Source organism: Paraglaciecola sp. 25GB23A, assembly GCF_040012495.1.
GTDB lineage: Bacteria > Pseudomonadota > Gammaproteobacteria > Enterobacterales > Alteromonadaceae > Paraglaciecola.
Genome location: NZ_JBDYKM010000012.1, coordinates 77,578 through 91,050 on the forward strand (window position 1 = coordinate 77,578; position 13,473 = coordinate 91,050).

Here is a 13,473-nt window from a genome sequence, read left to right on the forward strand (position 1 = left end):
GCCAATAAACGTTTAATAAAGGCGCTAAACTTTTTAAGTCTGGCCTTCGTATAGTGCAACATTGTTTTTTTGGTTCTCTTTTTCTTGATATTTAAGTGGTTGATTTTAATGGATTATTATTTATTTATTTTATGATCAAAGAGTCGTTTTCACCGGTATTAACTAAGGTGCCAATAAATGTAGTTACCACATCGCTTGGATGGGGTAGCGTGCATATCAACGAATTAAATTAAGCTGAATAAATAAGGAATATTATGAAAAATACACTCGTTAAACTTGTATCTGCCGGAGTTATGTCACTGTCATTACTGGCTGCACCAGTATTCGCTAATCATCATGGTGAAGCGAAAATGGACATTGTTGAAACCGCGGCCAGCAACCCAGCTTTTAGTACGCTAGTTGCGGCAGTAAAAGCGGCAGGGTTAGTAGAAACATTGCAAAGCAAAGGGCCATTTACTGTATTTGCACCGACCAACGATGCTTTTGCCAAGTTACCTGCCGGCACAGTAGAGAGCCTATTGAAGCCAGAAAATAAAGACAAATTAGTGGCGATTTTGACTTATCACGTTGTGGCCGGTGAAGTGTATGCCAAAGATGTGGTGAAACTCACTGAAGCTAAATCAGTAGAAGGCAGCAGCATTATGATTAAAGTCACAGATGGCAAGGTCATGGTAAATAATGCCAATGTGGTACAAACAGATTTAAAAACCAAAAATGGCGTCATTCACGTCATAGACACGGTTATAATGCCGAATTAATAGCGCCACAGATTTTAGATTGCAAGAAGGGCTGTCAGCTGTGACAGCCCTTTTTTTAATTTACGCTTAGTGGTTTTGGTTGAATACGCATCAAATACCCTAAGCTAGACAAATTTGAAAGTATTAAACCCAAGCAAAGGTCTAGACTACTGAATTAATTTATCACTGAGAGAAACGTATGAAACAACTATTACTACCCATTTTTATTTTTGTGAGCTTAGGTCTTGTCTCACCGGCCTCTGTAGCCTTTGATCGCACTCAGGTTGTTGATGATGCAGCCAATGTTAGTCCCTTACTTATTGGCCAAAATGCACCTAATACAACCTTACAAACTGTTGATGGCGCGCCCGTAAGTTTTAAAGCATTGACCTTGGAAAAACCAACGGTGGTGATTTTTTATCGCGGTGGCTGGTGCCCTTATTGCAATCGTCAATTGGCAGGCCTGAAAGATATCGAAGGCCAACTAGATGCCTTAGGTTATCAAATACTGGCGATTTCGCCTGAAACACCCGCGCAGTTGCAGGCGCAAAAATTACAAGAAAAATTCACAGTGCGTTTGTTGTCAGATTCAGCTCTAGACACAATCAAAGGTTTTGGCATTGCTTTTTATGTGGATGAGCAAACGACCAGTAAATATAAAACCAGCTGGGACATCGATTTAAATCAACAAGATACCAGTGGTAAAGCGGTGTTACCGGCGCCGGCGGTATTTATATTGGATACCAAGGGTAAAGTGAAATTTAGTTTTGTGAATCCTGATTTTAAAGAACGTTTGTCACCCGAGTTGCTCTTGTCTGCAGCCAAGCTAGTCTTGTAGTCGCTCAATGGTATTACTTGCTTCATAGTCTTATTTCTCTGACTATAGGCTCTCAGATTATCTGAGCTATAGTTGGAGAGTGTGATGAAATTCCTATCTATTAAATTCCTGTTTTTATTTTCTTTGTGTTGCATGGCTGCAAATGCTAAAAACGCAGTAACTGAAAGCATGATCGCCTCATCGGCTGAGCAAGTTAGGCCATTGATGAATGGCCAATTTATACCTGATGTCATATTGCAAACCGATTATGGCAAAGACATTAGTTTGCGCGCTTTGATCGAAAGTAAACCCAGCATCGTGATTTTTTATCGTGGAGGTTGGTGCCCCTATTGTAATCGGCAAATGCAGGGTTTGATTGAAGTTGAACAGCGTATTCGTGACTTAGGTTATCAAATCATTGCTATATCACCCGATACCCCTCAACGTTTACAAGCACAGCGCACTAGCAGTGAATTTGAAGTAATTCGTTTGGCTGATAATACACTGCAGGCTATTAGTGCCTTTGGTTTAGGCTATTTTTTAAGTGATGATGTTGCCAATGACTATCGAGATAAATTGGGAGCCAATTTAACCACTTTGCAGGGCACCAACAAAGTAGTGCTGCCCGTACCCGCTGCCTATGTGTTCGATACCAGTGGTTTGGTACAATTTCAGTATGTTAATCCTAATTTTCGGGTAAGAGTTTCGCCGCAATTGTTGTATTATGCCTCTCAAATTGCTAAATGATCGCTTTTAATAGTGTGTTAATTTTATAAGGAATTCATGCGCGGCCTAGCCTTTACACTGGTATCTGAGCTTAAAGGGGTCGGAGCCAAAGTAGCAGAAAATTTAGCTAAGCTAGGGATAGTGAATGTGCAGGATTTGCTGTTTCATTTGCCGCATCGCTACGAAGACCGCACGCGTATTTATCCTATCGCTGACTTACAGCCCCATTTATCGACCAATGTACAGGGCGAGATCATGTCTTGTGAGGTGCAGTTTGGGCGAAAGCGCATGTTAATTGTACGAGTGAGTGACGGCACGGCTACCTTAACGTTACGGTTTTTTCATTTTAGTGCAGCGCAAAAAAATAACTTAGAAGTAGGCAAGACCCTACGCTGTTTCGGTGAAGTCAAAGCTGGCAAGTTTGGTTTTGAAATCATGCATCCGGAATATAAGCTGGTTAATTTGGATTGTCCTAGCCCTGTGCAAGAATCTCTCACACCAGTTTACCCAGCAACCGATGGCATTAAACAAATCACCTTACGTAATCTTACTGAGCAAGCTTTAAATTTACTGCATAAAGGTGGTCTGGCAGAATTATTTCCTGAGGGTTTGTACGATCAGCAAATCAGCCTAGTGGATGCCCTTCAGTTAGTCCATCGTCCGCCGCCTGATGTCACATTAACTTTACTCGACGAGGGTAAACATCCGGCGCAACAGCGCTTATTGATTGAAGAATTGCTCGCTCATCATCTCAGTGTGTTACAAGTGCGCGCGCAAAGTCAGCAACATCAAAGTTTTGTGATTAAGCCCGGCAAAGCCCTGCTTAAAAAATTCTTGGCCAATTTGCCCTTTACCCCAACGGGGGCGCAAAGTCGGGTATTAAAAGAAATTCAACAAGATATGCAGGTTAATCGCCCAATGATGCGTTTAGTGCAAGGCGATGTTGGCTCAGGTAAAACCTTAGTGGCGGTAATGGCGGCATTATCGGCCATTGATGCAGGTTTTCAGGTGGCGTTAATGGCGCCGACTGAATTGTTGGCTGAACAACATGCCAATAATTTTCGTCAATGGCTCGCACCTTTAGGCATTAAAGTGGGCTGGCTAGCTGGAAAAATGAAGGCAAAAGTACGGGAGCAAGCACTCACTGCCTTGCAATCTGGCGAGATTCAAATGTTAGTCGGCACCCATGCTATTTTTCAAGAAAAGGTTAATTTTGCTAATCTGGCTTTGGTCATCGTGGATGAACAACATCGCTTTGGTGTTCAGCAACGTTTAGCCTTGCGCGAAAAAGGTGAGTCACAGGGGCGTTTTCCGCATCAACTGATTATGACAGCAACTCCTATTCCGCGTACCTTAGCTATGACTGCCTATGCCGACTTAGATACCTCAATTATTGATGAATTACCGCCCGGTCGTACTCCAGTTAAAACCGTAGTGCTACCTGATACCCGTCGTGATGAAGTCATGCTAAGGGTACGTAATGCGGTAGTAGAGCAGAATCGGCAGACCTATTGGGTATGTACCTTAATTGAAGAGTCAGAATTTTTACAAAGTCAGGCGGCAGAAGATACCGCGGTGATCCTAACCACGGCCTTGCCTGAACTCAAGGTAGGCTTAGTGCACGGCCGCTTAAAAGCGGCCGAAAAACAGCAGATTATGGCTGAGTTTAAAGCCGGCAATTTAGACTTATTAGTAGCCACTACGGTTATCGAAGTGGGTGTCGATGTACCAAACGCCAGTTTAATGATCATCGAAAACCCAGAACGTTTAGGCTTAGCCCAGTTACACCAATTGCGCGGCCGCGTGGGACGGGGCTCAGTAGAGAGTCATTGTGTATTAATGTATCAAAGTCCTTTGTCTAAAACGGCCAGTAAACGCTTAGCGGTGCTTCGAGAGTCTAACGACGGCTTTTATATTGCTCAGCAAGACTTAGAAATTCGTGGGCCCGGAGAGTTACTTGGTACCAAACAAACAGGCTTAGCCGATTTGAAAATTGCCGATCTCATTCGCGACGCTGAATTGATCCCGCAAGTGCAATCTATGGCTCAGCACCTTGTACAAAACTATCCCGCTAACGCCCAAGGTATTATTAATCGTTGGTTAGCACACAAAGAACATTATGGTCATGCTTGATTTACCACAATCACCTTATGCTATTCCTCTTACTGTGCCGCCTAATGCCAGTGAAGCCCTGCGCGAAAAGGCAAAACACACTGCTCAGCTATGGGGTTTACCTTTTGTTGAAAGTACTCGCCAAGGTTTAGTGCTGTTACGAAGTGAACAGCACTTGGCCCTAAAACAATTAGATGAGCCGAAAGTGGGCGAAGTCTGTGTCGACTTTGCCTCAGAAGCACTGACATTTCGGCGTTTACATGGTGGTGGTAAAAAAGAAGCCATTGCTAAAGCAGTAGGCTTAAAAGGTCAAACGTCATTGCGCATAGTAGATGCGACAGCAGGCTTAGGTCGTGATGCCTTTGTATTGGCAAGCCTAGGATGCCAAATGCAGCTTATTGAACGCTCACCTGTAGTGGCTGCTCTGCTCGCAGACGGTTTGCAAAGAGCCTCATTCAACCCTGAACTCGCTTCGTGGCTACCACAACGTATGGTTTTAATGCACGGCATTGCTGTTGAAATCATGAGCAATTGGCAAGCTGAACGTCCTGATGTGGTTTACCTCGATCCGATGTTTCCACATCGCAAAAAGTCGGCTGCAGTCAAAAAAGAAATGCGTTTATTTCAGCAATTGCTCGGCCCGGACGAAGATGCCGATGCCCTACTGGCTCCCGCATTAGCATTAGCTGTTAAGCGAGTAGTGGTTAAACGCCCCGCAGGCGCGCCTTATTTAGCCGACCGAAAACCGCAAATTGAAATGCAGGGCAAAGCCAACCGCTTTGATGTCTATCTCACGGCGATTTAACCACAAGGAAAAGCCAATGATGATTAGTAATGTGAGCTTACTGGTTAGCGATTATGACCGTGCTATCGACTTTTATGTCAATAAGTTAGGTTTTATCCTGCTATGTGATGTACCTGTTACTGCGGAGCAACGTTGGATACGTATTGCCCCTAAGGCAACAGTAGAGGGTGCCGTCGCATCGGGTGCCGTCGCATCGGCGAGCGCATTAGTCTTAACCAAGGCGACTGAACAACAAAAAATGTTTGTGGGTCAACAAGCAGGTGAAGGTGTGTTTCTTTTTTTACAAAGCGATGATTTTTGGCAAGATTATCAAAGGATGAAAACCCTAGGGGTAGATTTTTTAGAAGAACCTAGGGAAGAAGTCTATGCAACGGTAGTCATTTTTCGTGATTGCGAAGGCAACAAGTGGGATTTATTACAACCAAAATCAGTGGCCTAGCCACTTAATTATTGATGGAGAATACTATGCTTAAAGTCGGTGATACCTTACCTGAAGTGACCTTCAGTTTGCGCAAAGATGGCATTAGCTCTAACCCCAGTACGGCAGATATTTTTGCGGGTAAAAAAATAGTGTTATTTGCTGTGCCTGGCGCTTTTACCCCAACTTGCTCAGAATCTCATTTACCCGGCTATGTCACTTTGGTGGATAAGTTTAAAGCCAAGGGTGTAGACGCCATTGTATGTACTTCGGTGAATGATGCTTTTGTGATGAGTGCTTGGGGTGATGCACATAATGCAGAGCATTTGGTTATGTTGGCAGACGGCGGTGCTGATTTTGCTAAGGCCACAGGCATGGCAAAAGAAACCGCTACTTTTGGTGGCACGCGTTCTGTTCGTTATGCCATGTTGGTTGATGATGGCGTGGTTAAAGTATTAAATGTAGAAGCACCAGGTAAGTTTGCAGTCAGTGATGCAGAAACCATGTTGGCAGTGTGTTAAACACAAAAACACTTACGTAGTTTGTTAAAGGGCGAGTGTTAACTCCAACACTCGCCTTTATTATTTATTTATTCTTGGTTTGAATCACGCTGGCTTTTTTCCAGTAACCTTGTTCACCGAGTTTTTGCCACGCCCATTTAATCCAATTGATTAAAGCAAAACTTAACCAAATGACCCACACAAACATGAGCGCTTTGTAAATCCAAAGTGGCACACTGAATACGGAAATGTCGGGCAGCACACCTTGGCTCTGATCAGCAAACCACCTGAGGTCATAGTCAGAAGAATAATTACCTTCTATGCCCATACTCGGAGAGCCAAGTAAACTCATTGGTACGATGGCAATCAGCGATATAACGGTGATGATAGACCACGTATAAAGTCCGACTTGGATTAAATTATAGTTGCCAACGCTCATCTTACTACTGCGATATTGACTGGCGGTAATTGCCGCAAACCATACCACCATCATCATTAAAATTGTCCAGTTATTTAAACTTAAACCAAGGCCTAATATGATCCAGCTAACAGCGCTTAAAGGTGAAAAGGTGAGGCGCGACAACATCAAGGCAACTAAAATAAACGTGAATAACTCGCCCCAATACAATACAGCGGGACCGAGGGTAGGGCCACTTGTCCATAGTACCCAGCGTTGCCTGTCGACATTGATATTGGTCGTTATATTGCTGACTGGCGCATTTAACTCAAATACAGGAGAGTGCATATAACTTGTTGTCTCAGCATTAGCACGCATCGCTAGCCTGATATTATGCAGACCCGGATAAATGGGTATGCTCAAGGTATTTGCTGAAGGGGTTAAGTTAATCACTTTATTATCAATCATCACTTCATTAAGTTGAAAATCAGCTGGCAGGGTAATTTGATGTTCGCCACCTCGTGTGCTGCGATATTGCATATCAAGTTGCACTGTAGAAGTTCGACTACCTTGTTCAATATTTAATTCTACCCGATCAAAGGCAATCACTTGCCCTTCAGCTGCGGTTGGCCGTTCCAGTTCCACTTGCAAGGTTTCACCAGGATAGGGGTAAAAGTGAAAGGCATAATAATCATCAGCCGATTGTTGCTCCAATACTAGGGGCACACCTTGCATAGTGGCATGCCAAGCTGGGCTGACAGTTAACGACCAATGTTCAATGATAGGAGGCTCGTCACTGGCTTGCATATTTAAAGAGGCACTTCGTTGTAACGTTGAGCGCCATTGCATGCTTTGCTCACCAGCAGGAATGGTTACCTGAACGCTATTATCTTTAACGTTTATGGCTGAACTGATAATTGCCTCACCTGGTAGGGTGGGTATCGACAAAGAAATAGAACCTTGCGCGGGAGCGATACGCTCAACTAAGGTGGTAATCCGCCAGCTCTGGTCAAAAGAAATCTCTCTGAATACCTTGACTAGAGGTTGTTGGTTATAACGAGACCTTGCCTGACTTTCTTCTTCTGGCTGTATTTGCGTATTCAAAAAAGTGAGGGCATTGCCACTTAATTGATTACCTTGTAGACCTATTACTTGCCAATCTTCATTAGGCGATACCTCGACATATTTAGGGAGCTCTTTAAATTCTAGCTGGAGTTCATCTGCCCCAATAAGCTGCCCGATAACACTCAGTTCAGAGACGCCTTTTTCAATGGGTACGTATATCCAATTATCGACTTTAAATAAACCTGGTAAGGCTTTCTCGTTTAGTTGAATCTTTTCCGCCCGCCAAAACTCAGAGCGAGGTAAAGCTACTGCGGTGGCGCTGACAGCATGCAGGGTGAAGGTTAATTCGAGTTTGTTATTGGCCGCTATTACGTTTAAACGACTAATAGTGGCACATTGTGGGGCACAATCAGGCGCCTTTAACATTCTATTACTGAGTTCTTTCAACAAAGATTGATCGGGAAAGTCGGCTGCGTGTAAATCCGGTGTATAACTTGGTGTCAGTAATACAGCGGCTAAGATGGCAAGCACAGTGCGCGTAGGAATTTGTCCTATCAAGCTTTTAACGGTAGTGCTGAGTAATACATAAAGCCAAAGTAAGGTTAATACGATACCGACACTCTTAAATATTCGGTTAGTGGTTTTGTTTAATATCCACAAATCAAATTGTTGTCCTTTAGCCACCGGGCTCTGCCAATTAAGGGTGTAAGATTTCCAGTGCCAAGTGGGGATGCCAGAGCCAGCTTGCATCAATGCATCTGTTTGATAACGCTCAATAAAGAGGTCTTTTTCACGCACTTTAGCACCGGTCACGGTAATCATGTCTACAGTCCTGTTCTTTACCAAACTTTGGCTACTATAGTACTCAGTATCTTCTACCGCACTTTCCTCTGGTACGGCTAAGTAACTATCTTCATTCATCATTTGTTGGTTAAAAGTCTCGACAGCATTCTGTGCATAATTTCCTTCTAATTGGGGGTAAATAACTGTTCGCAGTTGGCTGACCGCAAAAAATAGCACTGCGCCAAGCGCTAGGGTGACACTCAGGCCCCAATACACACCTACTAGGGTTTTTAATGCGGCAAAATTTAAATGTTTACGCACAGCAAAAGCGACGAGTAGATTCAACATAATAACCACGGGTGCGCCACTTTGTTGGTAGACAAACAGTAGGGTAAAAGCCGTTATTGTTCCTGCCATTATGCCGATTAGGCGTGTGGTGGCTATAGTGGCTAATAACACAATGAAGCTCGACCAAATTGACCAGTTACTCCACCAACTACTTGATACAGAGTCAGCACCAAATACGGCAAAAAGATCATGGCCTGGGGGCAAGTTCACGGTGGTAAATACGTTGTCGAAATCATGGTCGTAACCACTAACCGGCAAGGTTGTTGAACTTGCTATTGAGCCTCTGGTTTCAATTTTAACGCCTGAGTATCGAGTTTCTAGACCTCTTTCATCGTCTTTCATGCTTGTAATCAGGACAGCACCATCAGCGTCTTCTGCAGACTCTAAAATAAACGGGGGAGTCATACTAATTCGCCAGTCTTTGTTCATGGTTCCGCTAATTTGGTCGACAAAATTGAGATTTTTTTGATCGAAAGCCAACCATAGTTGGCGTTCTAAACGAAGGCGATTTTCCAACTGCAAAGGCATACCTCTATGATTAATCTCATAACTGAGGCTGTCATTTGGCTTAAGCAGATAGCTGGGCAAGGCATACCAAGATTCGGGCATTGTGGCCTGTGAACTGTCAATGGATGTACCACCATTTACTTTGCCGCTTCGCAGCTTTTCATCATTAGCCATAACCCAAATTTCGTCGCTAGGCCAAAGATGACTGACTTCAGGCCGTTGCCAAATTAATAAGGTCGGCAAGGCAGAGGCAGTTATATTGATATCCCAATCCCCTGGTTTAAGTTTTACGTAAAGTATGCCATCAGCATCCAAAAATGCGGGTAGTTGCGATTGAATACCGATTAATGAAAATCCCTCGGGTAGTACCTTGCCCAAGGCTACTTCACGCATTTTTCCTGCCACACTGAGGCTGATAAATGTATCTAGCTTTAAGTAGGCTTCGTCACTAATTTTTCGGGCAACACTGAGCTCGACTTCGTCATGTTGGGTCTGAATAATTTGATTTTGTTGTAGCCACAATTCATCTGCTTCGATTTTTGGGTAATTTATTTTTTGTTGATTAACATTCAGGTTAATAAGCGCAGTTTGTGGAGGCAAATGAATATTGCTGGGTATTTGTGACCACAAAAATTGGCCTTGTATTTTGTATTCACCGGCTTCGACTTCTATGACAGGTTGCCCTTGAAGTTCAACCACTGCTATCACTTTTTGATTAAGCAAAACGTTTTGTGGCCAACTTAATTTGTCACCAGGCAAGGGAATAAAAGTAGGACTTAATACATGCCACTTTTGTTCAAACGAAGCACCGCTCTCATTTGCATTAATAGTAAGTTCGCCTGCCCAAGCACACACATGGTTTTTAGGGTTAAGGAAGTCACTCTGATTAATAAACGGGCATTGAAGATGTTCATTACCGCTCAGTACCCAAGGAACCCAAGCTTGTAATGAGTCAGGTATAGCTTGTTTGGCTAAGACAGAATGAGGTAAAAGAATAAACAAAAATATCAGAGCAAAAATGTGTCGAGTTATTTTCATGGTCACGCTGCTTCCTTGTGAACTAAGTAATTAGTGTGCACTGAAAGTCAAAAAACTCAATAGTGAATTAATTATTAACTCGACCCTACATTCTGTTTGTCAGTTAGCGTTGTTAAATTTATCTATTGAGCACGATTAAATAAGTAAACGCCCGCTGTTTAGTAAACCAATGATTAAGCCAGCAAACCCTGTGCTCATGCCCAGTACCAATCCCCAAAAGCCACAAAAACTTTGAATTTTTCTACTGCGTAATTCTTTAGGATCTGCACTTGGAATCGAAAATATTTCTATTTCAATTAATTTATGCATTCTTCTGACTAAAACAATAACCCCAAAGGCAAACAGTGAATAAGCACAAACGGGGCCCCACCAACCTGTCGTTAGCTCATAGGCGCAGGTGAGTAATATGCCGCCAAACACAAGCCAGATAGTCATGTGTTTGCGGTAATTCAGCACTTGTTGTCTGGCTTCTTCACGGCTTATTTTTTTGAGTAATAATACTGTGCTCAGACGTACGGCTATAATACCAAAAAGTGCCCCTAGCATTGAGCCACCAAGCAAGGCTGCAAATTTAGTAAAAAAGCCTGATTTGCCGCTGGCCGCGCTACTGGCAAGAGTGGCAGCAGCCACCGGACTGCTGGTGGTCAGTGCACCTAAGACTAAGCTGCTAAAACCAAGGGCTGGAGCGGTAGACAACAATAAGCGCCCATGTTTTGCCAATATTTGTTCTTGCAGTAATTTTCTAACTCGCGACAGCTTCTGGCGAATATTTGCTTCGCTTTGCTCCAATAATCGCGCGACTTGCTGGCTAGATTGGTCTTCACGGTAATATAACAAGACAATCTCGCGACTCTCTTGCGGTAGTTGCTGAATAAAATCGCCAATGATCACACTTTGTTGTTGGCGCTCAAGCACAATATCGACGTCTTCTTTAGGATCGCAAAACTGTGATAGCAGTAGATCAGCTTGTTCACCATCCAGTTTTTGTTTTACTTTGTTGTCACGTAAAAAATTTAAGGCTTTGTAGCGTGTCATTTGGCGCAGCCAAGGCAAAATACTGGCGCTGTTTTGCAAACTAGCAAGTTGTTGCCACGCGCCAATGTATACTTGTTGCGCCACATCTTCACTACTGTCTAAATCTTTCACTATTGATAAGGCAATGCTGCTGACCATCTTACTGGTTTGTTGAATCAGTCGAGTAAAGGCGTGTGTGTCACCTTGTTGGGCTAATTCAACATCGGCAAACAGCGTATCGTTTATGTTGTCAGCGATATTCATAATGATGCCTCTAAAAACGCAATAACTTGCTTATTAAGCCATTGTGGATCATCAAACATAATAAAGTGACGTGATTGGGTATTCATTTTAAGCTTGGCGCTTGGCAGTGCGACTAATTGGCCTTGATAAAGTCGCTCTGCCGCTGCGTGTTGCGCCAAATCATCAAAACCACCAGAGGCACCCAGCAGTAAAGTAGGCGCTTTAATATTCGCAATGTCTTGGCGCAAGTCATTACTGAGTAGGGTATACAATGCTTGGCCTACGGTCGCAGGATCAGAGTGTTCAATCATGGTCATGACGGCGTTTTGCGCTTCCGTACTTGTTGCTTGACGAGACAAGCCATAACGACCTTGCATGCTGAGTTGTTGTTGGGTCATCGCCTGATACATACCTTTTATTTGCATTGCTTGTGCGGCCAAACTCTCTACCGTCGATTCATTTGATTGAGTGAATATTGGGCCAATAAAGGGTAAGCCGTCAACGGATATGACAGCACCAATTGAGTCTGGCGCGCTAGATGCCAGCCAAAATGCCATAAAACCGCCTAAACTATGGCCAATTACAACGGGCTTATCCAATTGATTTTCTTCAATATAGGCCAGCAGTTGTTGTTTTACTGCATCCAGTGATGGCTCAGTAATAGCAGGTGTATCAGCAAAGCCGGCGAGGTTGATAAGATGCAATTGATATTTTGAGCTTAGTTCAGCGCTAAGTGCATGCCAAACCCGTTGATCAGACATCAAACCTGGGATAAGGATTACAGGTTTGCCTTGGCCTTTAAGGGTAACGGTGAATTGAGCAGGTTCTTGCGCATCGTTATTATCTTCTGCGAAGACCAGGCCATTGGCCAATGCTTGAAAAATTAGTGTGACGATAAAAACCGCCATAAAAGTAAGTTTGAATTTCAGTGACCGTTGCACGCATATTGTCTTGATTAGTGCTTTCATTTTTCTGCTTCCTGTAAAGTTGTAGTGTGATGTACAACTTAAAGGCACGGCCAGGTTAGAAAGTGTGACAAGGTTTATGAAAGAAAGTAGATAGTTTTGAGCGACGAGCAAAAACAAAAGCAAAAAGCAAAAAGCGATCTGACCACAGAGGGCACAGAGTTCACGGAGGTTTCTTTTGTAGGAGCTCCTTTAGGGGCGAAGGATGAGTAGATAGTTGCTAGTAAATAGTAGATAGAAAAGGCAACTGCAAAAGCCAAAGCCAAAGCAAATGCAAAAGCAATCTCACCACAGAGCCTGTCGGGAACCGAGCAAAGAGTTCACGGAGGAAAAACAAAGCAGTTAGACTGTTGTAGGAGCTGCTTTAGCTGCGAACATTAAGTGTATAGATTTAGTATGCACAATAATACGAGCAAAAATCAAAGCAAAAGCAATCTCACCACAGAGCCTGTCGGGAACCGGGCACAGAATTCACGAAGGAAAAACAAAGCAGTTAGACTGTTGTAGGAGCTGCTTTAGCTGCGAACATTAAGTGTATAGATTTAGTATGTCACAATAATACGAGCAAAAATCAAAACAAAAGCAATCTCACCACAGAGGACACAGAGAAAGTCAAAGCACTATCACCCTTGGGCCAAAAGCTCTATTTGTAAGAGTCGCTGGTAACCGGGGTCATTTAGATGCGACAAAGCCGAAGAGAATTTAACCACAGAGCGCTGCGCTGCACAGCGGACACGGAGAAAATCAAAGCACTACCAACTTATTCTTTATATACCGGTAGGCGCTTTTATTCTGCTGACGATAATATTGCCAATTATGGGTAACTAACTTAGTGATATAAACATTCAGAAAAAGAACAATAAACGCTAAGATAGCTAGCAGCTTTAATCACAAACTTACCAAGTAAATATTTAACAGCATGCAATAGTTGACTTCGCTGCTCGAATTTAGCCAAGCAATACTTGGTTTTTTATTTGAGCTTTAGATGCGGGTATCGG

General features: G+C 43.2%; 10 protein-coding genes. 7 read left to right on the forward strand and 3 right to left on the reverse strand.

Annotation, left to right across the window (positions count from 1 at the left end):
• Positions 1 to 254: 254 nt before the first annotated feature.
• From ABKW31_RS15290 to ABKW31_RS15320, 7 genes are all read left to right on the forward strand, one after another.
• Positions 255 to 758, forward strand: coding sequence for a fasciclin domain-containing protein (locus tag ABKW31_RS15290; protein WP_348617424.1), 504 nt, complete (start codon positions 255 to 257; stop codon positions 756 to 758).
• A 178-nt stretch (positions 759 to 936) separates the two neighbouring features.
• A complete protein-coding gene (locus ABKW31_RS15295; protein WP_348617425.1) occupies positions 937 to 1,575 on the forward strand; it encodes a peroxiredoxin-like family protein in 639 nt (212 codons plus the stop codon).
• 84 nt (positions 1,576 to 1,659) lie between these two features.
• Entirely contained in the window at positions 1,660 to 2,301 is a 642-nt protein-coding gene (locus ABKW31_RS15300) for a peroxiredoxin-like family protein (RefSeq protein ID WP_348617426.1), read from the forward strand.
• A 36-nt stretch (positions 2,302 to 2,337) separates the two neighbouring features.
• Positions 2,338 to 4,413, forward strand: coding sequence for an ATP-dependent DNA helicase RecG (gene recG, locus ABKW31_RS15305; protein WP_348617427.1), 2,076 nt, complete (start codon positions 2,338 to 2,340; stop codon positions 4,411 to 4,413).
• A complete protein-coding gene (locus tag ABKW31_RS15310; RefSeq protein WP_348617428.1) occupies positions 4,400 to 5,197 on the forward strand; it encodes a class I SAM-dependent methyltransferase in 798 nt (265 codons plus the stop codon). The genes recG and ABKW31_RS15310 overlap by 14 nt, the downstream gene beginning before the upstream one ends.
• Before the next feature lie 16 nt (positions 5,198 to 5,213).
• Entirely contained in the window at positions 5,214 to 5,636 is a 423-nt protein-coding gene (locus tag ABKW31_RS15315) for a VOC family protein (RefSeq protein ID WP_348617429.1), read from the forward strand.
• A gap of 26 nt (positions 5,637 to 5,662) precedes the next feature.
• Positions 5,663 to 6,136: a peroxiredoxin gene (locus ABKW31_RS15320; RefSeq protein ID WP_348617430.1), complete on the forward strand. Its 474-nt coding sequence runs from the start codon at positions 5,663 to 5,665 to the stop codon at positions 6,134 to 6,136.
• A 64-nt stretch (positions 6,137 to 6,200) separates the two neighbouring features.
• Here ABKW31_RS15320 and ABKW31_RS15325 read toward each other — a convergent pair whose 3' ends face one another.
• The 3 genes from ABKW31_RS15325 to ABKW31_RS15335 form a co-directional block, all read right to left on the reverse strand.
• Positions 6,201 to 10,253, reverse strand: coding sequence for a hypothetical protein (locus tag ABKW31_RS15325; RefSeq protein WP_348617431.1), 4,053 nt, complete (start codon positions 10,251 to 10,253; stop codon positions 6,201 to 6,203).
• A gap of 135 nt (positions 10,254 to 10,388) precedes the next feature.
• On the reverse strand, positions 10,389 to 11,531 hold the full coding sequence (locus ABKW31_RS15330) for a sigma-70 family RNA polymerase sigma factor (protein ID WP_348617432.1): 1,143 nt from the start codon (positions 11,529 to 11,531) through the stop codon (positions 10,389 to 10,391).
• On the reverse strand, positions 11,528 to 12,478 hold the full coding sequence (locus ABKW31_RS15335) for an alpha/beta hydrolase (protein ID WP_348617433.1): 951 nt from the start codon (positions 12,476 to 12,478) through the stop codon (positions 11,528 to 11,530). Before ABKW31_RS15335 ends, ABKW31_RS15330 begins: the two co-directional genes overlap by 4 nt.
• Between the last annotated feature and the right edge of the window lie 995 nt (positions 12,479 to 13,473).

Coding starts and splice junctions, on each gene's coding strand:
- ABKW31_RS15300 (WP_348617426.1), top strand. CDS start 1,660: ATGAAATTCCTATCTATTAAATTCCTGTTTTTATTTTCTTTGTGTTGC.
- ABKW31_RS15310 (WP_348617428.1), top strand. CDS start 4,400: ATGGTCATGCTTGATTTACCACAATCACCTTATGCTATTCCTCTTACT.
- ABKW31_RS15335 (WP_348617433.1), bottom strand. CDS start 12,478: ATGAAAGCACTAATCAAGACAATATGCGTGCAACGGTCACTGAAATTC.
- ABKW31_RS15325 (WP_348617431.1), bottom strand. CDS start 10,253: ATGAAAATAACTCGACACATTTTTGCTCTGATATTTTTGTTTATTCTT.
- ABKW31_RS15330 (WP_348617432.1), bottom strand. CDS start 11,531: ATGAATATCGCTGACAACATAAACGATACGCTGTTTGCCGATGTTGAA.
- recG (WP_348617427.1), top strand. CDS start 2,338: ATGCGCGGCCTAGCCTTTACACTGGTATCTGAGCTTAAAGGGGTCGGA.
- ABKW31_RS15320 (WP_348617430.1), top strand. CDS start 5,663: ATGCTTAAAGTCGGTGATACCTTACCTGAAGTGACCTTCAGTTTGCGC.
- ABKW31_RS15295 (WP_348617425.1), top strand. CDS start 937: ATGAAACAACTATTACTACCCATTTTTATTTTTGTGAGCTTAGGTCTT.
- ABKW31_RS15315 (WP_348617429.1), top strand. CDS start 5,214: ATGATGATTAGTAATGTGAGCTTACTGGTTAGCGATTATGACCGTGCT.
- ABKW31_RS15290 (WP_348617424.1), top strand. CDS start 255: ATGAAAAATACACTCGTTAAACTTGTATCTGCCGGAGTTATGTCACTG.